The sequence below is a fragment of the Rhodococcus sp. D-46 genome, assembly GCF_011290655.1.
In the GTDB taxonomy this organism is placed as follows: Bacteria; Actinomycetota; Actinomycetes; order Mycobacteriales; family Mycobacteriaceae; genus Rhodococcus_F; species Rhodococcus_F qingshengii.
Genome location: NZ_JAANTF010000013.1, coordinates 163,466 through 186,834, shown reverse-complemented (window position 1 = coordinate 186,834; position 23,369 = coordinate 163,466). Strand labels below are relative to the sequence as shown.

Sequence of the window (23,369 nt, the reverse complement as noted above, 5' to 3'; positions counted from 1 at the left end):
TAAGCCCTTCAGCGCCGATGGTACTGCACTCGACAGGGTGTGGGAGAGTAGGACACCGCCGAACACACATTAGAGAAGCCCCCCAACCAGTACTGGTTGGGGGGCTTTCTCGTACCCAAAACACCCCCCGAAAGCACCCCCGACTTCGAGCGAACGGTACTTTCGTCGCCTCAGATCGACCCAACGCACCGTTCACACCATCAGGGGCGGGAGCACAGCCGACTCACCACCCCGTCCGGGATCGAGTGAACGACACTCTCACCCTCCTCAACGAGGGGAACGGTACGTTCACACCATCAGGGCAGGAATTGGGCGAGGAAGATGCCGCCGCCGACGCACGTAGCGACTTGTTAGCCAAGGTATAGATTGTGAACCGTCTCATAAGTCCGAAGTACTCTCCGATTTTGTGCCTTCGTCCCTAGCACTTTGGCCTAGGCTGAGTCTCATGGTGGGGTTGAGCAGCTCGAGGGTGTCGCATTTGCGACTCGTTCCGACGGAACCTGAAGAACTGCAAAGGTTTGTACTAGAAGCTGGCGGAGGGCGTGGGGGCATTCAGATTGCGCGATCGTTGCGTTCGAAGAGGCGCGCGGTACCGGCGCAATACGCGATACGTATCAGTGTCGACAATGTTTCCACTCAGATCTGGCGACGAATCCTCGTCGCGTCGGATCTGAATCTGGATGACCTGCATTCGGTGGTTCAACGGGCAATGGGGTGGAGTGACCGTCAATCGCACGCGTGGTCCAAGTCCGGCAGCCGATTTCCCGGCGAGGTCGAAGAGTACGTAGCTTCCGGGAGCAACGCCGAGCAGCGTCGGGCCGGCCGAGCGGCGATCGTAGAGTCCGCGGTACGCCTGGACGAGGTCATGGTTTCGCCTGGCGATGAAATCAGTTATCGCTACGGACGCTTCGGGAACTGGCGCCACACGCTGACACTTGAATCTTCCGAAGTACTGCCCGAAGGGTTCCAAGTTGTGTGTGCCACGGGTCGCGGTGCTTGTCCGCCGGAGGAATGCGTCGGACCTGACGAGTACGAGCAACTCCTCGGTGTTCTCGCTTCGGAGAAGCTGCGCTCCCATGAATGGACCCTCGAATGGCCACAAACTGATTTCGAGCCGACACGATTCGAGATCGCTGAGGTCAATAATCGACTGCATAGTCCTAGACCGGACGAGATCGCTGCGTCGTACGACATTGCGAAGCTCGTCGAATGCCTGGGACCCTCGCGAGTCCCGGAACTGCATGCGGTCCTCGCCCGAGCAGGCATTGACGATCAGTCGGCAATCGGGGAGTTGGTCCACGTCGAGGCGGGCCAACGCATTCAAGCGGTTCTGGCTCTGATCGGTGTCGAAGGGATCGGTGCCGATGATTTCTTCACGACGGTCGACGCGATGCTCGACGAACCTGAACTGGGACCTGTAAACCTTCCCCAAGGGCGATCACTCTTCGCAGTGCTCAAGAAGTTCGGCCTGGTGCGAAAGCACAAAGGGCAGATTGTTCTGACGAAGCGGGGACAGTCGGCAGAGCGGGACGCGTCAATGACGTGGTCGGTGATCGTCGAGGGAGTTCCGGTTGCGCCCGGCGGCTCGCAGAGAGCAGTGGAACTCCTCGTCCTCCTTGCCGTAGCCGCCGGCATGTCGCCGGCGGATCGTCATCGTTTCGTCGCGGGAGCGCTGGAGTCGATTCGGTCGTCGAGCATCCTGATGGCTGGAGCTCAGACTTCCAGACGTGACACGTCCGGGAGCACCGTAGAGGTGCTCGGATTGATCGGCGCTACGGGGTACGAGTTGGGGAAGTTCGGCAGCAAAGCGGACTCGCCCTGGGCTGTTCACCTCGCGAGGGCGATCCTGCGGCGTTAACTCGCGCGTCGACGCAGACAACCGAAACGGGGTTCGATCCGGCAATGCCGAATCGAACCCCGTTTCGTGTACCGATAGAGATCAGATGTTCACGCCGTAGTCGCGGGCGATTCCGGCTAGTCCCGATGCGTATCCCTGTCCGACTGCACGGAACTTCCATTCGCCATTGTGGCGGTAGAGCTCACCGAAAAGCATGGCTGTCTCGGTGGATGCATCTTCGGAGAGGTCGTAGCGTGCCAGTTCGGAGCCGTTCGACAGATCTACGACGCGGATGTAGGCGTTGGTGACCTGTCCGAAGGACTGGAGTCGCGCATCGGCGTCGTGAATCGAGACGGGGAAGAAGATGTTGGTGACGTTGGGCGGTACAGCCGGGAGGTCGACGTTGATGACCTCGTCGTCGCCGTCACCTTCACCGGTGAGGTTGTCGCCGGTGTGCTCGATGGATCCGTCGGGCGAGCGAAGGTTGTTGTAGAAGACGAAGTGAAGGTCGGAAAGGACCTTGCGTTCCGGGCCGGTGACCAACGCGCTGGCGTCGAGGTCGAAGTCGGCACCACTGGTGCTGCGTGCATCCCAGCCGAGACCGACTGCGACCTTGGTCAGATTGGGTGCGGCCTTCGACAGAGATACGTTGCCGCCCTTGGCAAGTGTGACGCCCATTCAGGTTCCTCTCGTTCGAACGAAGTGGATTTCTTCGTTCGGGAGTTCTGTGTTGTCCGTTCGCGACTCACATTACCGTGAGCGGGTAGGTGCGGTTCGACCGAATAGGCACCTCACTCGAACAGCGCGCGAAGATCGTCGGCGTCGAGTCCGGTGCCCAGTGTGCCTTCGGCGTCCATGACATTCGAGAACAATGCCGACTTCTTGGCTTTGAGTGCCATGACCTTCTCTTCGATGGTGTCTTTGGCAATGAGGCGGTAGACCATGACGTTTCGTGTCTGCCCGATGCGGTGAGTACGGTCGACCGCTTGTGCCTCGGCGGCCGGGTTCCACCAGGGGTCGAGAATGAAGCAGTAGTCGGCCTCGGTGAGATTGAGGCCGAAGCCACCAGCCTTGAGGCTGATCAGGAAGACGGGGACTGCACCAGACTTGAACTCCTCCAACACTTCACCGCGATTGCGCGTCGAACCGTCGAGATAGCTGTACGGAATTCTTTCCTCGTCGAGTCGGTTGCGGACAGAACCGAGGAACCCGGTGAATTGGCTGAAGATCAACGCACGGTGTCCGCCGGCAATGACGTCGTCCAATTGCTCGACGAGAGCGTCGACCTTGGCCGATGGGACGGGTCCGCTTTCCTCGTCGACCAGCGAGACGTCGAGACTGAGTTGGCGTAGCAGCGTCAGCGATTGCAGGATCGTGAATCGGTTCTTGTCGACGTCGTCGAGCAGTCCGAGAATCTTCTGCCGTTCGCGTTGCAGGTGGGTGTCGTATATCGCGCGATGGCTCGGATGCAACTCGATCTCGAGTACCTGCTCCTGCTTGGGCGGCAAGTCTGCAGCCACCTGTTCCTTGGTGCGCCGCACCATCAGCGGTTTGACGCGTCGTCGCAGTTGCGCCAATCGTTCTGCATTACCGTCTTTTTCGATGGGAGTGCGGTAGACGTCGGTGAAGGTCGTGGGGCTGGGAAACAGTCCTGGTGCAGTGATTGCGAGGAGCGACCACAACTCCATGAGATTGTTTTCCATGGGTGTACCGGTGATCGCGAGTTTGAACGGTGCGTTCACCGCCCTCGCGCACTGGTGGACCTTGGACTTGTGGTTCTTGGCGAATTGGGCTTCGTCGAGCACCAGTCCGGACCAGCGGCCGGCGGAATACGCATCGGTGTCGAGGCGAAAGAGAGCGTACGACGTCACGACGATATCCGCCCCGTCGACGAGTGTTGCCAGGTCGGTTCTTCTGCGCCGCAGAGTATCCGTGATGACAGCGGTGTGGAGGGTCGGTGCGAACTTCGCCACTTCGGACTTCCAGTTGGAGACCACGCTGGTGGGAGCGACGATCAGAAAGGGAGGCGCGGCCGGATTCGATTGCCTTGCAGCGCAGATCATTGCGAGGGTCTGCAGGGTCTTGCCCAGGCCCATGTCGTCGGCGAGTATGCCGCCCAAGTTGTGCAGTCGGAGGAAATTGAGCCAACGGAATCCGTCGACCTGATAGGGACGTAGCGTTGCCGTCAACGTGTCCGGGACTTCGACGGGATCGATGCCCGAACTGCCGAGCAATCCTGCGATCTGCTTCTTCCAAGCTGCTGCTTGATGTTCGACCCTTCCGAGCGCCGTCAATTCTTCCCACAGTCCGGCCTGAAATTTGCTGATCCCGAGTTTGCCGGTAGGCTGATCGAGTAGCGACCGCGCTTCGGTGATGAGACGGTGCAGGCCGAGTAGTTCAGGTGCGTCGAGCCGAAAGAAGGCGCCGTCCGGTAGCAGTATGTGAGTCTCGCCCTTGCTCAGAGCAGAGAACAGTGTTGTGAACGGAACGCTTTGTCCCGCAACATCGACGGTGACATCGAGGTCGAACCAGTCGGATCCGCTGTCCCCGTCGGGGGCTTTTGTGCTGAGGCCGATCACGACAGCGTCGTCTGCAGGCCGGTAGTCGGCGGGGGTTCCTGCAACCGTGAGGTCGATGGCGTCGTGCGCTTCGAGTTGGGGCAGGAGGTCGAGTGTGAACTGCATGGAATCGAGGCCGGTCAAAGTTCCCGCGAGAGTGGCCTTCGCCGCGGCCGCACCGAGGCTCTTGGCAATGGCATCTTCGGCAACGTGGTTGCGGATCTCGGACTCGTCGGTGGTTGTGTCTGCGGTAGAAATGATCAGTTCGTCGGCATCGACGGTGTACTTCCATGCCGATTCGATGTCGATGCGGTGGTTGTCCGCGTAAGTGGCCATCAGTTGTAGCCGAGGACCGGACACAGTCGGTGGGTTGTAAGCACCGTCGGAAGATATGACGGGAGCGAGGTTTCCGAGTTTGAACACGAACCGCGACGTGAATGCATCCCGATGCTCGGCGGGTATGTCGACCGATTTTCCGGAGTCGATCAACTGCCTCAATTGGTGAGTTATCGGCGTGTGCAGTGGTGCGAGAGTGATCGCGTTGGCGGCGTCGAGCGCGAAGACGCCATGTGCCGGCGTGCCGACCAGTCCCCAGTCGGAATGAGTCACGATGTGCCCATCGGTCTGAATTCGGGGAGTGAGACGGAGATTGTTGTCTTCCGCTCCGTGGACGTCGAGGCAGATGTTGGCGTCGTAGAGTAGGGAGATGTTGCCGAGGCCGGCTTTCGAGTGAACGAGTGAAACTCCGACGCTGATGGCCTCACGAAGAAGCGACCAGAGTTGCGGGCTCGCGAACCCGGCAAGATCGATTTCCGCGGCATTTTGATTTCGGTAGTAGTTGCCGGCGCTGTGGAGGAGATCTATGTCGCGTAGAACCCGGAGGTGATCTGCGGGGAACTGAAAAGTGCTTCCGAGTTTGTTCCAGGCGAGCCCGCCGGAGATCCACCCTCTCGCTCCTGGTTGTACGGGTTTGATGATGAGCCTTGTCGATGCGCCCTTGGTTCGGGTGGTGAATTGAATGCCAAGTCCACGTGTAGTGCGGCCGGCCAGGTCTGGTCGGAGCAACTCCTCGAGCGAGCTGTCCCATTCGAGGTGTTGTGGAGTCTTGTTCGCCTCGGCAACCGCTGCGAGCACCAACGCGACTACGTGCTTGCAGTTCATCCGCACGGGACACGTGCAGAGGCCACGCGTGAACGTTGCTGTACCGGCCGCGCCGCGACTTACCGAAATCGTGCAGGTGTACGGCTCTCGCGCAGTTCCCGATACAGCGCCGGTCAAGATGTCAGCGGTGTCGTTCCATCCGATGGATTCGACTGCATTCTCCCGCAGGTAGACAAGTCCGCGGTCGTAGGTGGTTGTGCCCACGACAGCGCGAATTCGGTCGAGGTCGAGGGCCCTGACTGAATCCGGTTGCACGGGGGCCAGCCTAGTAGCGGCGACCGACAGATCTTGTCGTGGTCGTTTGTCCAAGAAAGTCCGAACTGCACGGTATGTTCACGGAAACATCTTTGACTGGTTTGGGAGTTTCATGAGGACTGAGCGGCGTGCGTGGATTCGATCTGCGCGCACAGGTGCGGTGTGTTTGGCCGTCTGTGCACTTTCTTTGCAATTGGGCGGACTGTCGACGGCAGCGCCGAGTTCCGGAAGCTCGGGTAGTTCGGGAAGCTCGGGAAGTCTGGGCAGCGTCGAGGGAAGCGTGAGCTCGGGGTCGACGATCCCGGGACCACTTCAGGAGGATCCGGGCCCCAAACCGGACCTGCGCGACGACATCGTCGTCCCGGCCATCGTCGGCGAGAAGGTGACCGCACCACAAGCGATCAGGCTGACGGTGGCGTCGCTCGCACTTCGACGCGAGGTCGGCGTCGAGATTTTGCTACCCGCTGACAATTCGGTTCCGCGCCCAGCGCTGTACATGCTCGAGGGTGTCGACGCCGGAGAGAAAAGCAGCGGATGGATGACGATCGGCGGCGCCCCGGCGTTCTTCGCCGACAAGAACGTCAACGTCGTGATGCTCAATGGCGGAATCGCGAGCCTGTACTCGGACTGGGAGAATCCGGATCCGCGGCTGGGACTGCACAAGTGGGAAACCTTCATCACCGAGGAGTTGCCACCGCTGATCGACGCGCGACTCGAGACCAACGGAATCAACGCGATTGCCGGCAATTCCATGGGCGCGATGGGTGCAATGATGCTCGCCCAACGCTTTCCGGACATGTATCGCGGCGTTGCCGTGTTCAGCGGCTGTTATTCCACGATGGATCCGCTCGGCCGAACTGCCGTCCAGGCCACGATTTCTTCTCGAAGCGGAGATCCGGCCAACATCTGGGGTGTGCCAGGGGGCCCGGAGTGGGAGGCACACGATTCGTTGATCAACGCAGAGAAGTTGCGTGGCAAGGAAATCTACGTGTCGACGGCAAACGGTCGTCCCGGATCTGACGAGACGCTGCAGACTCCTGAACTGCTCGAGCGTCTGGTGATCGGCGGCGGCATCGAGGTTGCCGCCCACGCCTGCACCAAGATGTTCGACGCTCGGTTGCAGGAGCTGAAGATTCCGGCGCAGGTGGATTACGAGCCGAACGGCACGCACGCGTGGGCGTATTGGCGTGAACGACTGCCGAAGGCGTGGCCGACTCTGTCCCGGGCATTGGGCGTCTGACGGTTCGACAACAGTGCTCGGGTTGTGGATGCACCACAACCCGAGCGTTGGATCACTCGCAGGCGATGCCGTCGTTGTCGCGGTCGAGATGCGGGGCGTATCCGTTCTGGCCCCGGTACAACGGAGCTGCGCCGGCATTACGAACGGCTGTGCAGTTCTGGTAGTACCGCGCTGGTGCGGGAGTGTTCTGCGGCGCCGGCTGGTTCTGGGGCGCTTGCGGAGCGGGCGGCGCCGGCGGTGCGAAGACCGGGGGAAGGAACGGCTGGACTGCGTCGGCAGAGCCAGTCGGAATCATGCGTGTGATCTCGATCGGTAGGAAATCGAAAACCGTGGATGCCTGAGCGGCGGGCGCGGCAACCAGAGTGATTGCGGCGCAACCTGCGACGCTGAATGCCAGACGGCGGAGCTTCATGTGACCTCGTGTTCAACTGGGCAGCCCTTCCACTTCGGAGGGCTGTGCCGGCTGAGCATACTGGTCATAACGACCAAATGGTTTATTTCGGTAAGGGTGAAATCTGGGGTGAAAAGCAGCGTCCCCGCACCGTATTGCTCAGGTGCGAGGACGCTGCTGTAGTCATCGAGGGTTACGCGTCGACAAGTTCCTCGGCGAAGGGGTCACCGTTGCGGGGAGCGTCGAAGCGCACCTTGTCGAGGATTCCCTCACGCTTTGCGACGATGACCGGGACCAGTGCCTGGCCGGTGACGTTGACTGCGGTACGGCCCATGTCGACGATCGGTTCGACTGCGAGGAGCAGTCCGACGCCGGCCAGGGGAAGACCAAGGGTGGAGAGTGTGAGTGTGAGCATGACTGTCGCACCGGTGGTTCCGGCCGTTGCCGCTGAGCCGATGACCGAGACGACGACGATCAACAGGTAGTCGGTGAAGGTCAGCGGAACGTCGTAGAAGCCTGCGACGAAAATCGCCGCGATCGCGGGATAGATTGCGGCGCAACCGTCCATCTTCGTGGTGGCACCGAGCGGAACGGCGAACGAGGCGTACTCACGCGGAACGCCGAGGTTGCGTTCGGTGACGCGTTCGGTCAACGGCAGGGTGCCGATCGACGAGCGCGAGACGAATCCGAGCTGAGTTGCGGGCCAGACGCCGGAGAAGAAGCTTCGAACCGAGAGGCCGTGTGCGGCAATCAGGATGGGGTAGACCACGAAGAACACGATCGCCAGACCGATGTAGATGGCGGCGGTGAAGACGCCCAGCGACCCGATCGCATCCCATCCGTAGGTGGCGACAGCGTTGGCGATCAGCGCAGCGGTGCCGATCGGGGCAAGGCGGATGATCCACCACAGGACCTTCTGGACGATCGCGAGCAGCGAAGCGTTGAACTCGAGGAACGGCGCAGCCTTGGGACCGATCTTGAGTGCAGCAATACCGATTGCACCGGCGATGACGAGCAGCTGCAGGACGTTGAAGCTCAGCGATGTAGTCGCCACGCCTTCGGCGACGGAAGTCTTTGCACCCAACCCGAGGAAGTTGTTCGGAACCAGTCCGGTGATGAACGCCCACCACGAACCGGAACTCTTGGGTTCCTTCGCGGCTTCGGCGGCGACGTCGGTCCGTGAACCGGGATCGGTGATCAGGCCGACGATGATGCCGATGATCACAGCGATGAAAGCGGTGATCGCGAACCAGAGCAAGGTCTGCACGGCCAGGCGAGCTGCATTGGCGACCTGGCGCAGGTTGGCGATGGAGCTGACAATGGCGGTGAACACCAGCGGGATCACCGCAACGGTGAGCAGCTTGACGTAACTCGAACCGATGGTCTGTACGGTGCCGACCAACCAGTTGACGTTGCCGTCGGCCGCATCAGGCATTGCCCGGGCGACGAGACCGATGATGACACCGAGTACGAGACCGGCGACGATCTGCGGTCCGAATGCCGTCGCCCAGGACGGAAAACGGGACGTGGACTTTTCCGGCACGCCGGTGGAGGTGGAGCTGGGCATGACTATGCCTTTCGAAAATCAAGGGAGCGAAACGCAGCGCGGCACCAGAGGCCGGGCAGATTCGAAGAAATGTTTCCTGGTACGCGTCAGGTCAGAGCGAGCGCGTACACATTGCGCTCGCCTGCAGGCGAAGGTCGACGTAACGCCGACTGGTCAGGAACAACACTGTCCACACACTACTCGCAGCTTCAACTACTCGATCCCGAGGGTCGCCGCGGGAGTTCGCTTCGTGTTCGTCGGGCGTGCCCCGATCAGTCACTGTTGGTCGGTTGACTAGTCTCGACGATCAGTAGGTGCCGCACCGGCGCCTACGCGTCGGCAAGCGGAAGCGAGAGACCGATGAGCGTTCGGAATGCCGAGTACCCGCGTCCGAAGCATTTCCTGGTGCACCTCAGTGACACGCATCTGGTGGCTCAGGGGGAGTTGTACGACGCCGTGGATGCGTCGACGAGATTGCGGGAAGTGCTCAGCGGGATCGTGGCCTCGGGCGCACGCCCGGATGCACTGATATTCACCGGCGACCTGACCGACCAGGGACACCCCGACGCATACGCGGAATTGAAAGCCATCGTGGAACCCGTGGCGGCCGAGATCGATGCGCAGGTCGTCTGGGCGATGGGCAACCACGACGACCGCCCTACGTTCAGATCTCTGCTGTTGGGCGAGGACGCCACCGATCATCCCGTCGACAACGTCTACGACCTTGACGGACTGCGGGTGATCACCCTGGATTCGTCGGTTCCCGGTCATCACTACGGTGAGATCTCGGATCGTCAATTGGATTGGCTACGCGCAGAATTGGCGGTGCCGGCGCCCGACGGAACAATTCTGGCGCTGCATCATCCGCCGGTTCCGTGCATTCAGGATCTCGCGGTTCTGGTGGAGTTGCGCGATCAGTCCCGGTTGGCAGACGTCTTGCGTGGCAGCGACGTCCGGGCGATTCTTGCTGGGCATCTGCACTATTCGACGACGGCGACGTTCGCCGGCATTCCGGTTTCCGTGGCGTCGTCGACGTGTTACACCCAGGACTTGAACGTGGAAGTCGGTGGGCAGCGTGGTCGTGACGGGGCTCAGGGGTGCAACCTGGTGCACGTGTACGACGAGACAATTGTTCATTCGGTCGTTCCACTCGGCGCGCACGTGACGGTCGGTGAGCCTGTCGACGCGGCCGAGGGAGCCCGGAGGCTCAGTGCTGCCGGTGTTCGAATCCTCGAGAGCGAAAAGGCTGGACGTTCGATCGTCTGAGGTGGCAGGCGGTTTCCGGCACTCCGGCGCAGTTCTGGGCGATTGCCGGGCGGTCGCGTACTCACTACCGTCGAGGTAGGTGCAGAGCTCCAGCAACAAGGACCGGCTAGCTGGACGGCAACCCTTCATGCCGATGGGGTGCCCCGGAATCACACCTGGCGATACGCGTGGTGCGTGTCGCAAGCGGCAGTCGCCACGAGAACCGTCAGTCGGGTGCTGACGGTTTCTGCGGTCGGCACTGTGCGCTCCCGAGTAGTTCTCGAACAGGAGTATGCGCCGATGACCTCCACCCCTTCTTCTTATCTTGCTCCGTTGCATCTCGCCGTAGCGCTGGACGGTGCCGGTTGGCACCCAGCGGCCTGGCGAGAGCCGCACTCGCGCCCGAGTGAGCTGTTCAGCGCGTCGTATTGGACTGACGTGGTGACGATCGCCGAGCGTGGTCTGCTCGATTTCGTCACCATCGAGGACAGTCTCTCGGTGCCGGCCAACCCACTCGAGCCTGTCGACGACGCGGTTGACCGGGTGCGCGCTCGGCTCGACGCACATCTCGTGGCCGCCCGACTGGCACCGATCACGAGCAACATCGGGTTGATCCCGACCATCACCACCATTCACACCGAACCGTTCCACGTGTCCAAAGCCGTTGCCACGCTGGACTACACCTCGCGCGGTCGCGCCGGGTGGCAGGTGAAGGTGTCGGCGTCGGAATCCGAGGCAGCACAGTTCGGGCGCCGCGACATCCCAGCGCTCACCGATGCCGACCGTCAGTCGATCGTTTCAGGCGTCCTCCCGGACTTCGTGCGCGCACTGTTCGACGAAGCTGCGGAGGCAGCCGACGTCGTCCGGAGACTCTGGGACAGTTGGGAGGACGACGCCGAGATCCGTGATGTGGAGCAGCGCCGATTCATCGACCGGGACAAGCTGCACTACATCGACTTCGAGGGAAAGTACCTCTCGGTCCGTGGACCGTCGGTGACTCCGCGCCCGCCGCAGGGGCATCCCGTCGTCACCGCATTGGCACATCAGCGGGTCGCGTACGAGCTGGCGGCGCGGACGGCCGATCTGGTGTTCGTGACGCCGTTCGACGACGAGCAGGTCACGGCAATCCTGGGTGAAGTGCGAGCAGCCGAAGAACACGTGCAGCGCACCGGCGAACCGCTTCGGGTCTTCACCGACATCGTCGTATTCTTCGATGCTCCGGAAGAAACCGGAAAGGAACGGCTCGCTCGCCTCGACGCGCAGGCCGGCGCCGAATACCGTTCGGACGCGCTGACCTTCACCGGCACCGCGGCTGAGTTGGCAGATCTTCTGCTCCGGTGGCAGCAGTTGGGAATCGACGGCTTCCGGTTGCGGCCGGGCGTTGTCGTGGACGACCTCGACGCCATCGCCGGTGAGCTGGTGCCTGAATTGCAGCGACGCAACGTATTCCGCACCGAGTATCCGCAGACGAATCTTCGCGGACTGCTTGGCCTACCCATCGACGTTCCCAACCGCTACGCCGCCGGTACTCCGGCCGCCTGACAGACGAGGAATACATTTTCATGAGTTCTCAGAAGCGTAAGCAGGTCATCCTGGGTGCCTACCTCGGCGGCGTCAACCATCACACTGCATGGTGGGATCCGCAGGCGGGCAGCCAGATAGAGTTCGATTCTTTCGAGCACACCGCTCGAACCGCCGAGCGTGGGAAGTTCGACTTCTTCTTCCTCGCCGAAGGCCTCGCCCTTCGTGAGCGTGCGGGACAGATTTTCGATCAGGACATCATCGGTAGGCCGGACACCTTCACCGTGCTCGCATCGTTGGCAGCAGTGACCGAACACCTCGGTTTGGCAGGCACCATCAACGCCACGTTCAACGAGCCTTACGAGCTGGCAAGACAATTCGCGACGCTCGATCAGTTGTCCGGAGGACGTACCGCCTGGAACGTCGTCACCTCGTTCGACGCATTCACCGGCCAGAACTTTCGTCGCGGCGGATACCTGGATCGTGCGCAACGATACGAGCGTGCGGAGGAGACCGTAGCGCTGGTGCGTCAACTCTGGGATTCGTGGCGCAATGACGACATCGTGGCCGACAAGGCATCAGGGCGCTTTCTCGCGCGACCGGATGCCGGTGAATTTGCTTTCCATGGATCACATTTCGACGTGAACGGCCGATTCACGGTGCCGCGCAGTCCGCAAGGGCGCCCGGTTATTCTGCAGGCCGGGGTGTCGCCGCAGGGGCGCGATTTTGCTGCCGGCAATGCCGACGCGATCTTCTCACCGTATGGTCAATTGCCCGAGGCAGCCGACTTCTATCGTGACATCAAGGCTCGTGCCGTTGCGGCCGGACGCGACCCGGGTGACATCAAGATCTTGCCGTCGGCGAGTTTTGTTCTCGGCACGTCCGAGGCGGACGCAATCGAGAAGTATCGAGAGATTCGCGACCAGCAGGTCACCGGCCAGACCGCTTTGGTTCTGCTCGAACAGATCTGGAATCTCGATCTGTCGAAGTACGACCCCGAAGGACCACTACCCGACATCGCCCCGGATCCCGAGGCTCCGCCGATCATCCAGGGCCGCGCCTTCATTCACCAGGATCGTTTCGCGACCGTCGCAAAACTTCGCGCGGTAGCCGAGAGCAAGAAGTTGAATCTGCGCGAAGTGGTGATCGATCAGTTCGAGCGTGGACCGATCGTCGGTACACCGCAGCAGGTTGCCGAGAAAATAGATTCGTTTGTCAGCAACGACGGTTCGGACGGATTCATCCTCGGGTCGCACCTCGTGCCGACCGGCCTCGACGAGTTCGTCGACGACGTGGTGCCTCTGTTGCAGGATCGAGGTGTTCTCCGCAGTGACTACGAAGGAACGACGTTGCGTGACAATCTCGGTCTGCCCATTCCGGTGCAACGGGAGCATGTGACAGCACGCTGATCGACCGAAGTAGCAAGGGCCCAGCCGAAATCGGCTGGGCCCTTGTTTCGTCTAGGCTTCCCAGGGCGCCGGGATGGGGTAGTAGTTCTCCAGGAACTCCGTGATCTTGCGTGTCCGAAGTTCCAGATCGATCTCCGGAGCGCTGCCGTCGTTGAGGCAGAAGAAGTCCATGGAGCGCTTGGCGAGCAGTGAGTCCATGTCGCGCAAACCGGCCTTGACCGTCGTGTCGACGTATTTGACGGCGGCGGACTTCTGCACCACCGACCGTCCACTCATGAGCGTGTAGTAGTGGTACAGCGAATTGGTCACCGAGATATTGGAACTCGCGCGGAAGGTGCTTGCTGCAGTGGCCGCGAAGTCTTCGGCGAACTCGCGTTCCATCTCGGCCATCACGCTCTTGCGTAGTGGCGTCGCTGCGTGCTCCAGATGTCTGGTGGTCATCAGACCGAAGCGGTCCTGCAGCAGACGGCGGTTGACGCGGGCCGCATTCTCGAACCCGCTGCGGTCGTTGTCGTTGTGTCCCAATCCGATTCTGGTGTCGGCCTCGATGAACATGCTGATCCCACCGGGGGAGAAGAACATGTCAGGGCCGACGGGGCGACCGAAGAACATGTCGTCATTGGAGTAGAGGAAATGCTCTGCCAGACCCGGAATATGGTGCAGCTGGCACTCGACAGCTTGAGAATTGTGGGTGGGCAACACACTTGGATCGGCGAAGAACTTTTCGCTGGGCATGAACGTGACTCGCGGATCGTCGGCAAGCCAGTCCGGACGATCGGAATCGGTTGCGACGAAGATCCGCCGGATCCACGGCGCGTACATGTGGATAGATCTAAGTGCGTATTTGAGCTCGTCGATCTGACGGAAGCGCGCTTCTGATTCGTCGCCCTCGCCGACGATGTAGTTCTGCATGCGCTTGGCGCGCTGAGCCTGAAACTCTTTGGAAGAACCGTCGACCCAGGAAAAGACAAGATCGATATCGAAGCTGATATCGGAGGCATGATCGGCGAACATGTTCTCGATGGTCGGCCAGATCCGGCCGAATCGCTCGACGGTTCCTCGGACAGCTTCTTCGGGGAGGACGGTTCGTCGTGTCAGTGAGTTCTCGACGGGTAGGACGATTTCTTCGTCGGAAATCGACCACAATTCGATCTGAACGCCGATGTTCGCGCCGTAGTTCATACCGCTTGCGACGTGAACCCTCGGACGGAACAAGCGGAAGATCCGTGACTTGTTGGTTTTCGACAGGGCACCGTCCGCGACAAGGAGCGCTGGACTCTTCTTCGCGTCGACGGTTTTGGAATAGAAGGGTGCGTTTGCGCATCCCTCGACAAGTGCCTGCCGCAGGTTCTTGCGTTCCGTCCAGCTGACCGCGATGACCGGGCGCTCGTCGTTTCCGCGGACGAGTAGATACTCGATTCCTGCGGCGTCGAGGATGTCGCGGATGAAGAGGAGATCTTCGACCATCGCTTCGAGCGGCGTGGTGGTCGTGATCGCGAGGGCAAAACGATTCTTGAATCGGACGGTCTCGGGTAGCTCGCCCATCCGTGCGCGTGACGCGGCCGACGCCGGCTCCACAGGATTGGGGCTGTCCTGCTCCGGAGGTACGAAGTAGATGTCGTGCGGAGCGGGAGATTCTGTAATGGGATGCCTTCCGATTCTGATCCAGCTGTGTATCTGTCGCCCCCGACGCTGCGAGAGCGTGGTGGCGACGAGCTCAGTCTATGCCGTCGGCGCCGAAAGTCGGACATGAGTGACGGGGATGGGTAGCGCGGGGCGAGTCGGGTACCCCGAGGACCGAAGCGAGAGTGAAGGAGGAGAACCGATGCGTGTGAAAGCGATGGTCGGAACAGGCGCGATGGCGGTTGCGCTGGCCGCCGGCCCAGTTGCGACAGCGTCTGCGGAGCGAACCGAGGCAGCGGGGTCGGAGGGTTCACCGGAGATGCTGACCTGCGAGGTGGTCTTCGATGCACTCGAAGACATGAGCCCGGAATGGACGGAAGAGGGGATCGATCAGGTCGAAGACTGGTGTGAGGCGATCACCGGCGAAGAAGACTGACCGTCAGCCGCGCGAGATCACTCGTCGCGACAGTCGCCACCGCCCGTCTTCGAGTTCGAACTCGTCCGCGTAGCTCCCGACGCCGCTGAGTTCGGGCGACGTGGCTGTGTCGACGTAGAACGTCCACACCGCATCCGCGCGGGCTGTCGTTTCCGAGGTCACGTCCACGGCGATCGCCGTGGTGACGTGGCGTGTGAATGTGCCCGGGCCTTGTATGCCGGCGGCTCGACGCTCGACTACTCCAGCAGCAATTTCTTCGCGGCCACGTCGTACCTGTGCGGGGATACCGCGATCGGGGTTGGCCGGCATGTTCCATTCGGCCTCGCGGGTGAACTGCTCCACGTAATCCTCGACCGAGCCGGTATCGGCAAGATGCGCGATGCGAGCGAGCGTTGAACGAATCTGTTCGGCAGGGCCCTCGGGTTGCATGCTGTCCTCCGTAGACGTGGGTGCGGCAGATCGCACGCTACAGCTCATGACGACAACGACGACGGCCTCGTCCCAGTGAGCGGCAATATTCTCCGGCGAGGGAGCGGCGAACTTTGAGATCACCTCGAGTTCAACCGTATTCGAGCCCGCAGCGTAAATGATTGATTGTTCACAGTAGGCAGCGCCATGACGACTGCCGCGCCCGTAGGCTTGACCGACTCACAGGAGATCGCCATGTCCGTCACCGAACTCGAACGTGTCACCCAGACCCCGGAGCAGATCTACGCTGCCGGCGGAATCACTGTCCACAAGGTCGGTGAGCTGATCGGCGCCCGCATCGACGGCGTACACCTCTCGGGGGATCTGTCCGAAGAGACCGCCTACGCGATCAACTATGCGCTGGCAGCGCACAAGGTTGTGTTCTTCCGTGGGCAGCATCATCTCGACGACACGTCGCAGTACGAATTCGCCGGAACCCTCGGCACCCAGACCACCCCGCATCCGACGGTGAAGTCCAGGGGCGACAAGCTGTTGGTGCTCGACCGAGCCGCCAACAGTTGGCAAACGGACGTGACGTTTGTCGACCGCATCCCGAAAGCCTCGATTCTGCGAGCGACGACCATTCCCGAGTACGGCGGAGCGACCACGTGGGCGTCGACCACCGCCGCGTACGACCAACTGCCGTCTTCACTCAAGGTCTTGGTCGAGAATTTGCGGGCCGTTCACACCAATGCCTACGACTATGCCGAGGTTGTCGATCAGGCGAACCCGGTAGACGCGCAGCGCCAGGCCTACTACGCCGAATTCACCCGTGAGATCTACGAGACCGAACATCCGGTGGTGCGTATCCATCCGGCGACGGGGGAGAAGACCCTCCTGCTCGGTCACTTCTTCAAGGAGTTCGTCGGGCTCAAACCGTCGGAGTCGGTAGCTCTTTACCAGATCCTGCAGGCACGAATCATCAAGTTGGAAAACACTGTTCGATGGAACTGGTCGGCCGGCGACCTGGCGATCTGGGACAACCAGGCGACTCAACATTACGGTATCGCCGACTACGGGACTCAGGCGCGCAGTGTGCACCGAGTGACATTGGCCGGCGACGTCCCCGTCGACGTCCACGGCGAGCAGAGTCGAATCCTCCAGGGTGACGCCGCGGAGTATTCGATCATCGCGGACATCGATCGGCTTCCCGGCTTCGCCGCGAACTGATCAGTCGTGCTGCGGGTGATCCGGCGGGAACATCTGTCCCCATGAGTGATTGCATGCTCGGCACGTCCATTCCGGGGTGTCCGGTCCCACGACGCAGCCTGTTCCGGCGAGCCACGGTAGGTGATCGAATGGATGGACCGGCATCCCCGGGGAACACTGAGCGGTTCTGTGTGCACCGCAGAGTGGGCACGACGGATTCTTCGACAGCATGTAGTCGATGAAGTTGGTGTGCCCGGACGTGGCCATCCTTCCGGTGCACTTGCGGCACAGGACGGCTGGGTAGTCGTCACCAGGTTCAGCCTGCCTGAAGATCCGTGATGCGGAATGAAAGTGAAGGCGATCGCCGCTGTTGAACATTCGCAACGGTAGCGGTGAGCGGCAACCTGTGCAGTTTCCCCTCTCGTTCATCAACGTTCGGGCGTGGGCAGCTGTGGACGTCGGATCCAGCGTGTCGATGTCGCCGAAGTAGTGCGCATAGTGTGACTGGCCGGCCGTGAGAATCCGGTCGGCCAGTGCGTCGTCGACCGGCCCTGGATCCGTGGGAAACGTGATGGAGCATCGTTGTTCGAGTTCTGGAACGGTGGGCAAACCGTGGAGTTCGTACGGGCGTTCATCGACTTCCATCCGCGACGTGCCGTCGAACGGCGCAGCCACGGTTTCGATGCAGAGCAGCGTGCGAGGAGTGGTGTCGAGAACCGTGACCAGCAGGTCACCGATGACCATCTTTCCGTGCATGATCCAGGGATCGACACGGGCCCGGGGTTCGAGAAACGCGACCACGGCATCGATCCATGGCGTGCCGAGTGCGATGAATACGTGCTGACCGGAGCTCCGCGTGATCATCGAACGATTCTCGCAAGGGCTGCCGACAACGTCAGGCTTTGACCACCTTGCGCCCGAGCAGCGATGCAACCAGTCCGTCGACGAAGATCGCCTGACGGCCGAGAGGATCGGAATCCGCTGCCGCAACGCTGCCGATCGAAATCGATCTCGTCAGGCCGGTCTCGCTGATGAATTCGGCGGCGAGGTGCGCTTCTCGGAATGTGAGGCCGCCCAGATGTGTCGTGTCGTCGACTCCGAGAACACGTCCGTCGATGATGTCCATGTCGAAATGGACGTGGACGCCGTTCACACCCTGGCCCGCCGCGGCGAGGACGCGAGGCATCAAGGCCGCCATGCCATGGCGATCGATCTCGTCGATCGTCACCAGCAATACCCCGTACTCGTCGAGTGCGCGCTTGTGATCGACCGTGGCGTTCTTGACGCCCACCAAGACGGTGTTCTCCAAACTGGGGCCGTGCAGATCCGCCGCCGACGACAGCAGTTGTTCGATATCGCCGTGGGAGGCGAAAATGATTGCACCCAAATCGGTTCCGGGTTCGGTGGCAATCGGAATTCTGGTGTTCTGCCAGGCCTCGGTAGTGAGCCACAGCGGCAGCGTTGTGAGATCCGCGGCGGCGTTCTCGGCTTGAATGCAGTTGAAACCGATTCCGGACATGTCCTCGCGTAGACCGTGATCGAGGAGATGGCTTGCCAGCCCGGTAGTTTCGAAATCGATCAATTCGACGGTCGCATTGGCATCGATCGGTTCGGTGCCCAGGACGTAGCGCTTTTCGACGTAGGGCGATGTCATCGCCATCAAGAGCGCGCCGTAATCGATCGTGAAGTCGACGGTGCCACCCAGTCGGTATTCGTCACCTGTTTCTCCGGCGTCGACGAGGAGGTGATCGCTGCTGGCACTGATCACCTTCAATCGCGGATCGATCGGGGTCAAGCCTTCCGGCGAGATGTCCTCGCGGCCGATGGACAAGATCAGGCGTCGGCTCGGCTTGTCCTCGTTGTCGAAGACGGGGCGTCGGCCGAATGCGTCTTCCCCTGAGACTCCATACGGCCGCGACGGCTTGACCTTGGCCTCGATGATGTCCGCGGTGAGAGTGAAGGCATCGTTGTTCAGCAGTTCGTACAGTCCGGGGGGAGTGGGTGATTCGGCCAGTACGATGCTGGCGCCCAAACGCAGATGGTTGATCCCCTCGGGCATCGTGCCCGTCTCGAGGAGTGGCAGCGAGAACGTATTGCCGCCGGAAACGATCGGCAGTTCGATCGAGAACCGCTTCGTGATTTCGTCGGCTAGGTAGACCAGATTCGACAGGTTGTCGACGGTCGGTTGGATGCCGCCGACGCAGGCGAGGTTCGCGCCGATTCCGATCAGTCTGATGCCCTCGATGGGAAGGATTTCAGCGACTACGTCCAACGCCTCCGCCGGCAGGATTCCTTCGCGGAGATCTCCGAGGTCGATCATCAGCACGATGTCGTGGACGACTCCTCGCGTTCGTGCTGCTCTGCCCAGAGCAGCAATCGTCGTCAACTCGGAGTTGAGGCTGATGTCCGCGTAGCGGATCGTGTCGTCGATCTCGTTCAACGACGGTGCGCGGATCAGCATCAAGGGAACGGTGATGCCGTCGCGGCGAATGCGGGCCAGGTTGTCCAGGCGGGAGTCGGCGATCTGCGCGACGCCGCCGCGCACCATGGCTCGCGCAACCTTGGGGGAGCCACACGTAGATTTGCTGACACCGGCCACCGATATACCGTGAGCGCTGGACGCCTCGACGAGGACGCGCGCATTCTGTTCGATACGACGCAGGTCGACGGTGATGGTCGGTCCGGTCATGATCTCCCCGTTTTCTCCGAAGGTGGTTCACGATCCGGGCATTCCAGACCGGACGGTTGGCGTGAGCTGGGCAACTTTGCTCCAACTGTTGTGTCGCAGGACACTTACGTGCAGTATGAGGATACAACAGTTTCCTACCAGGCACTCTAGAGGAGCGTCGATGGCTACTCTCGTCAAACACGTACTTCGGCGCAAGCCGGCTTTGCAGATAGACCAGGAGACCGGCGCAGATACCAACGGCGGTGAGCTGACCCGCAGTATCGGTTTGGCGCAGTTGTCCATGTTCGGCATCGGCGCCACGATCGGCACCGGTATTTTCTTCGTCCTCTCGCAGGCGGTCCCGGTCGCCGGTCCGGCAGTGATCATCTCCTTCGTTGTTGCCGGTGTCGTCGCGGGACTCACAGCGATCTGTTACGCGGAGTTGGCCGGAGCTGTCCCAGCGTCGGGCTCGTCGTATTCCTACGCTTACGCGACGCTCGGAGAGCTTCCGGCCATGGCCGTCGGCGCGTGTCTGCTTCTCGAGTACGGAGTCTCGGCCGCGGCGGTGTCCGTCGGATGGTCGCAGTACTTGAACCAGCTACTTGGCAACCTCTTCGGGTTCCAGATCCCCGACGCGCTGTCACAAGCGCCGGAGCAGGGCGGCATCATCAATCTGCCCGCAGTGATCCTGGTGTGCCTGTGCGGTGTTCTGCTCATTCGCGGTGCCAGTGAATCGGCCAAGGCCAACGCCATCATGGTCTCGATCAAACTCGCAATTCTGCTGCTCTTCATCGTGGTCGGCATCGCCGGATGGAACAGCAATCACTTCGCCGACTTCGCACCGTTCGGATTCAGTGGCGTCATGTCCGCCGCCGGAATCATCTTCTTCTCCTATATCGGCCTCGACGCAGTGTCCACCGCCGGTGAAGAAGTGAAGAACCCTCGTCGCAATCTCCCTCTCGCGATCCTCATTGCACTCGTGTCCGTCACCGCGATCTACATCGCCGTTGTCGCCGTGGCGATCGGTGCACAGGATTCCGCATCGTTCGAAGGTCAGGAAGCCGGACTGTCCGCCATCCTCGAACAGGTGACCGGATCTACCTGGCCGGGAACACTTCTGGCCGCCGGTGCGGTGATCTCGATCTGCAGCGTCACGCTCGTGGTCATCTACGGTCAGACCCGCATCCTGTTCGCGATGTCACGCGACGGCATGATTCCGTCGATTTTCCACAAGGTGAACCCGCGGACTCTGACGCCGGTGCCCAACACCATTATCGTCTGCGTCGTCATCAGCATTCTGGCCGGTTTCATTCCCATCAACTTCCTCGCCGAAATGACCAGTATCGGAACCCTGGTGGCCTTCCTCGTGGTCTCGATCGGGGTCATCATCCTGCGGCGCAGTGACCCGGACCTGCCGCGCAGCTTCAAAGTTCCCGGCTATCCGGTCACACCGATCCTCTCGATCCTGGGCTGCCTGTGGATCATCAAGGACCTCCGAACCGTCACGATCTACGTGTTCCTCATCTGGGTGACCGTCGCGATCATCTGGTACTTCGCCTACGGTATGAAGCACTCGCGTCTCGGTGCGAAGAACCGCGCCGAATTGGGATCGGAGTCCGAGTCATGACGCTGCTCGCGGGATACGCACCCGACGGTGACAGTTCCGGAACCGTCCATCTGGCAACGCTGTTGGCGCGCTCGTCCGGTGAACCGCTGGTGATCTGCGCGGTGATTCCCTCGCCGCCACCGCCCGGAATGGCGCGTGTCGACGCCGAATACCACCAGCAGTTGCGAGCCGAAGCCGAAGCGGCGCTGGCGAAAGCGCGGGCAGACATGCCCTCCGACGTCGACGTGACCTATGTCGTACATGAGGCTCAGTCGACGTCGAGTGGCTTGCTTGATCTCGTTCACGAGCATGAAGCCAAGATGATCGTCCTGGATTCGTCTACGGCCGGGGTGTTCGGTCACGTGGCTCTCGGCAGTGTCACCTCACGCTTGCTGCACAGCTCCGACGTTCCGGTCGCCCTGGCGCCGAGGGGATTTCGAACCAAGCCCGGTGAGGTGGTTCGCCGCGTCACCGCCGCATACTCGGGCACACCCGATCAAGACGATCTGGTGCTCGCCGCCGCGACCGTGGCTGCGCGTGTCGATGCCGGACTCAGACTGGCGGCGTTTGCAGTTCGCGCAAACGCGCAGTACACGACCACACTCGGGACCGAGGGGGATTCACCGATCATCTCTGAGTGGGCCGAGGTGGTCGAGCGCGAAACCAACGCTGCCTTCGAGCGCGTGCGTGCACTGCCCGAAATACCCGACGTCATGGAATCGCTTATCAGCCATGGTCGTAACTGGGCCGAGGCGCTCGAGGGCGTCGAGTGGGACCGAGGTGACGTTCTGACTGTCGGCTCGAGCAAGGCAGGTCCACTGGCGCGGGTGTTCCTCGGCAGTCGGGCAGCGAAGATCGTGCGGTACTCACCGGTTCCGGTGGTGGTGGTCCCGCGATCGGCGTCGACCCGAATAGTCGATCAGGCCGAAGCGGAATAGAGATCAGGGCCGACGAGCGGAGTGCTTGTCGGCCCTGATCTTTCAGACGGAGCGAGCGAAGAGCGCGGGCTCGGAGCCGGGAACCTGAGAGACCTGCTCTCGGGCAACCAGATGGCGAAGGTGAGCTGCACCTTCGGACAACGCCATCGTCTTTCCCATCGGGGAGATCTCGGCCCACGGCTTGTACCACTTCATCTTTGCCGCGACGTCCCATACGGTGAGCTTGTCGTCGGCGAACTCCTGGAGCAGGTGATCGAGTCGTTCCTGGTGATGCTCGATCAGCTCACCGGCGCGACCTCCGACGTCGTCGATCGGAATGCCGTGAGCGCCGAGACCGCGGGTGATGTTCATGTTCTGCACCCGTGCGAGCGAGTCGAGGAAATCGGCGAGGGCGTCACGCTCGTCGAGGGGGTACACGAAGTTGCCGACGTGCGGTGTTGTCTTCTGCAGGACGTGGTCGCCGGTGAACATGATGTCGGCGTCGTCGAGGTAGAAGCAGACGTGACCAGGCGTGTGGCCGGGGGTGTAGACAACGCGGAGGCCGCGGCCGGTGAGTGCGATGATCTCGTCGTCGACGAGAAGGCGGTCGGGAGCGGACTCGGGGCCCACGGGAGACTCACCCGCGGCAGCCAGTCGGAAGGCATCACGGTCAGCTGCGGGCGCTCCGGCACGTTCCATGTTGTCGAGCTGGTACGCCATCCACTCCTCGTTACGCGCAGTGGCCATCTGATCGAACAGGTAGTGGTCGTCCTCGTGCATGGCGATCCAAGCGCCGGATGCCTCGCGGACCCGTCCGCACAGTCCGGTGTGGTCCGGATGGAAGTGCGTGACCACGACGCCCTCGATATCGGTCACCGAATGCCCGATCTCGGCGAGCCCCGCGTTGAGGCCCTGCCAGCCATTGTCGTCACCCCAGCCAGCGTCGACCAAGATCAGTCCGCCGGGGGATTCCATGGCGTAGACGAGCGTGTGCCCGAGCGGGTTGTCCGTGATCGGGACAGGAATCTGAAATATGCCATCACCGATGGCTGCCGCACCGTTCATGTCAAGTACCTCTTAACGATAAGGGAACGCACTCTTAGTACTTCATGTTTACCGTGCGCTCGTTTGGTTGGTGACACAGGTCCTGCCTGGCGGGAGTTCGGCATGTTTTCGGGCGACTTCGGATCGGGGAGAGTTTTATCGACCGAATAGTGCCATTGATTTGAAAGTAGTTGTTGAATAGGGTTTTTCGTGATCTCGTCGTGTCAGGGGCGTCCTCGGATGGCGGATCCGTCGACGAGTCGCGTACTAGCCTCCGAGGGACAGGCGCGCTGTG

Annotated in this window: 18 protein-coding genes and 1 riboswitch; of the genes, 9 read left to right on the top strand and 9 right to left on the bottom strand. The window is 61.4% G+C overall.

Features of this window, described 5'->3' with window-relative positions; genetic code table 11:
• The first annotated feature begins 568 nt into the window (after positions 1-568).
• On the top strand, positions 569-1,858 hold the full coding sequence (locus tag G9U53_RS30145) for a plasmid pRiA4b ORF-3 family protein (RefSeq protein ID WP_242692833.1): 1,290 nt from the start codon (positions 569-571) through the stop codon (positions 1,856-1,858).
• Between the two features lie 81 nt (positions 1,859-1,939).
• Here the strand turns inward: G9U53_RS30145 and G9U53_RS30140 are convergent, their stop codons facing one another.
• Both G9U53_RS30140 and G9U53_RS30135 read right to left on the bottom strand, forming a co-directional pair.
• Positions 1,940-2,515, bottom strand: a complete 576-nt coding sequence (locus G9U53_RS30140) for a TerD family protein (protein ID WP_003940660.1) — start codon at positions 2,513-2,515, stop codon at positions 1,940-1,942.
• Positions 2,516-2,628: 113 nt separating this feature from the next.
• Positions 2,629-5,811 carry a DEAD/DEAH box helicase gene (locus G9U53_RS30135; RefSeq protein WP_165639750.1) on the bottom strand — a complete coding sequence of 1,061 codons (3,183 nt, stop codon included), beginning with the start codon at positions 5,809-5,811 and terminating at the stop codon, positions 2,629-2,631.
• A gap of 112 nt (positions 5,812-5,923) precedes the next feature.
• Here G9U53_RS30135 and G9U53_RS30130 point away from each other — a divergent pair, with 112 nt between their 5' ends.
• The gene (locus tag G9U53_RS30130) at positions 5,924-7,051 is read left to right on the top strand and encodes an alpha/beta hydrolase family protein (protein WP_165639749.1); all 1,128 of its coding nucleotides are present in this window, start codon (positions 5,924-5,926) and stop codon (positions 7,049-7,051) included.
• 52 nt (positions 7,052-7,103) lie between these two features.
• On the opposite strand, the gene G9U53_RS30125 is transcribed toward G9U53_RS30130, so the two are convergent.
• A complete protein-coding gene (locus tag G9U53_RS30125) occupies positions 7,104-7,463 on the bottom strand; it encodes an excalibur calcium-binding domain-containing protein (RefSeq protein ID WP_165639748.1) in 360 nt (119 codons plus the stop codon).
• A gap of 172 nt (positions 7,464-7,635) precedes the next feature.
• Positions 7,636-9,009 carry a dicarboxylate/amino acid:cation symporter gene (locus G9U53_RS30120; protein WP_058037184.1) on the bottom strand — a complete coding sequence of 458 codons (1,374 nt, stop codon included), beginning with the start codon at positions 9,007-9,009 and terminating at the stop codon, positions 7,636-7,638.
• Between the two features lie 339 nt (positions 9,010-9,348).
• On the opposite strand from G9U53_RS30120, the gene G9U53_RS30115 reads away from it, so the two are divergent.
• The 3 genes from G9U53_RS30115 (at position 9,349) to G9U53_RS30105 (ending at position 13,163) form a co-directional block, all read left to right on the top strand.
• Positions 9,349-10,254: a phosphodiesterase gene (locus G9U53_RS30115; RefSeq protein ID WP_165639747.1), complete on the top strand. Its 906-nt coding sequence runs from the start codon at positions 9,349-9,351 to the stop codon at positions 10,252-10,254.
• Positions 10,255-10,332: 78 nt separating this feature from the next.
• Positions 10,333-10,446: riboswitch (SAM riboswitch) on the top strand.
• A complete protein-coding gene (locus G9U53_RS30110; protein WP_031333640.1) occupies positions 10,429-11,775 on the top strand; it encodes an LLM class flavin-dependent oxidoreductase in 1,347 nt (448 codons plus the stop codon). (Overlaps the previous riboswitch by 18 nt.)
• Before the next feature lie 20 nt (positions 11,776-11,795).
• Positions 11,796-13,163 carry an NtaA/DmoA family FMN-dependent monooxygenase gene (locus tag G9U53_RS30105; protein WP_165639746.1) on the top strand — a complete coding sequence of 456 codons (1,368 nt, stop codon included), beginning with the start codon at positions 11,796-11,798 and terminating at the stop codon, positions 13,161-13,163.
• 51 nt (positions 13,164-13,214) lie between these two features.
• Here the strand turns inward: G9U53_RS30105 and G9U53_RS30100 are convergent, their stop codons facing one another.
• The gene (locus G9U53_RS30100; protein WP_207624724.1) at positions 13,215-14,708 is read right to left on the bottom strand and encodes a stealth family protein; all 1,494 of its coding nucleotides are present in this window, start codon (positions 14,706-14,708) and stop codon (positions 13,215-13,217) included.
• A gap of 280 nt (positions 14,709-14,988) precedes the next feature.
• Here G9U53_RS30100 and G9U53_RS30095 point away from each other — a divergent pair, with 280 nt between their 5' ends.
• A complete protein-coding gene (locus G9U53_RS30095; protein WP_007729258.1) occupies positions 14,989-15,222 on the top strand; it encodes a hypothetical protein in 234 nt (77 codons plus the stop codon).
• 3 nt (positions 15,223-15,225) lie between these two features.
• Here the strand turns inward: G9U53_RS30095 and G9U53_RS30090 are convergent, their stop codons facing one another.
• Positions 15,226-15,651 (bottom strand): nuclear transport factor 2 family protein, encoded by a 426-nt coding sequence (locus tag G9U53_RS30090; RefSeq protein WP_031333638.1) that lies wholly within the window; start codon positions 15,649-15,651, stop codon positions 15,226-15,228.
• Positions 15,652-15,885: 234 nt separating this feature from the next.
• Between G9U53_RS30090 and G9U53_RS30085 the strand changes: the two genes are divergently transcribed.
• A complete protein-coding gene (locus G9U53_RS30085; RefSeq protein ID WP_165639745.1) occupies positions 15,886-16,860 on the top strand; it encodes a TauD/TfdA family dioxygenase in 975 nt (324 codons plus the stop codon).
• Here G9U53_RS30085 and G9U53_RS30080 read toward each other — a convergent pair whose 3' ends face one another.
• Positions 16,861-17,703 (bottom strand): hypothetical protein, encoded by an 843-nt coding sequence (locus G9U53_RS30080; protein WP_083059551.1) that lies wholly within the window; start codon positions 17,701-17,703, stop codon positions 16,861-16,863.
• A gap of 31 nt (positions 17,704-17,734) precedes the next feature.
• Positions 17,735-19,528 carry an alanine racemase gene (locus tag G9U53_RS30075; protein WP_165639744.1) on the bottom strand — a complete coding sequence of 598 codons (1,794 nt, stop codon included), beginning with the start codon at positions 19,526-19,528 and terminating at the stop codon, positions 17,735-17,737.
• A gap of 160 nt (positions 19,529-19,688) precedes the next feature.
• Between G9U53_RS30075 and G9U53_RS30070 the strand changes: the two genes are divergently transcribed.
• Both G9U53_RS30070 and G9U53_RS30065 read left to right on the top strand, forming a co-directional pair.
• Positions 19,689-21,134, top strand: a complete 1,446-nt coding sequence (locus G9U53_RS30070) for an amino acid permease (protein WP_003940657.1) — start codon at positions 19,689-19,691, stop codon at positions 21,132-21,134.
• The gene (locus tag G9U53_RS30065; protein ID WP_165639743.1) at positions 21,131-22,051 is read left to right on the top strand and encodes a universal stress protein; all 921 of its coding nucleotides are present in this window, start codon (positions 21,131-21,133) and stop codon (positions 22,049-22,051) included. Before G9U53_RS30070 ends, G9U53_RS30065 begins: the two co-directional genes overlap by 4 nt.
• 42 nt (positions 22,052-22,093) lie before the next feature.
• On the opposite strand, the gene G9U53_RS30060 is transcribed toward G9U53_RS30065, so the two are convergent.
• Positions 22,094-23,095, bottom strand: a complete 1,002-nt coding sequence (locus G9U53_RS30060) for an MBL fold metallo-hydrolase (RefSeq protein WP_054831764.1) — start codon at positions 23,093-23,095, stop codon at positions 22,094-22,096.
• Positions 23,096-23,369 lie beyond the last annotated feature (274 nt).

Coding starts and splice junctions, on each gene's coding strand:
- G9U53_RS30140 (WP_003940660.1), bottom strand. CDS start 2,515: ATGGGCGTCACACTTGCCAAGGGCGGCAACGTATCTCTGTCGAAGGCC.
- G9U53_RS30130 (WP_165639749.1), top strand. CDS start 5,924: ATGAGGACTGAGCGGCGTGCGTGGATTCGATCTGCGCGCACAGGTGCG.
- G9U53_RS30125 (WP_165639748.1), bottom strand. CDS start 7,463: ATGAAGCTCCGCCGTCTGGCATTCAGCGTCGCAGGTTGCGCCGCAATC.
- G9U53_RS30120 (WP_058037184.1), bottom strand. CDS start 9,009: ATGCCCAGCTCCACCTCCACCGGCGTGCCGGAAAAGTCCACGTCCCGT.
- G9U53_RS30115 (WP_165639747.1), top strand. CDS start 9,349: ATGAGCGTTCGGAATGCCGAGTACCCGCGTCCGAAGCATTTCCTGGTG.
- G9U53_RS30105 (WP_165639746.1), top strand. CDS start 11,796: ATGAGTTCTCAGAAGCGTAAGCAGGTCATCCTGGGTGCCTACCTCGGC.
- G9U53_RS30100 (WP_207624724.1), bottom strand. CDS start 14,708: ATGGGCGAGCTACCCGAGACCGTCCGATTCAAGAATCGTTTTGCCCTC.
- G9U53_RS30095 (WP_007729258.1), top strand. CDS start 14,989: ATGCGTGTGAAAGCGATGGTCGGAACAGGCGCGATGGCGGTTGCGCTG.
- G9U53_RS30090 (WP_031333638.1), bottom strand. CDS start 15,651: ATGCAACCCGAGGGCCCTGCCGAACAGATTCGTTCAACGCTCGCTCGC.
- G9U53_RS30085 (WP_165639745.1), top strand. CDS start 15,886: ATGTCCGTCACCGAACTCGAACGTGTCACCCAGACCCCGGAGCAGATC.
- G9U53_RS30080 (WP_083059551.1), bottom strand. CDS start 17,703: ATGATCACGCGGAGCTCCGGTCAGCACGTATTCATCGCACTCGGCACG.
- G9U53_RS30075 (WP_165639744.1), bottom strand. CDS start 19,528: ATGACCGGACCGACCATCACCGTCGACCTGCGTCGTATCGAACAGAAT.
- G9U53_RS30070 (WP_003940657.1), top strand. CDS start 19,689: ATGGCTACTCTCGTCAAACACGTACTTCGGCGCAAGCCGGCTTTGCAG.
- G9U53_RS30065 (WP_165639743.1), top strand. CDS start 21,131: ATGACGCTGCTCGCGGGATACGCACCCGACGGTGACAGTTCCGGAACC.
- G9U53_RS30060 (WP_054831764.1), bottom strand. CDS start 23,095: ATGAACGGTGCGGCAGCCATCGGTGATGGCATATTTCAGATTCCTGTC.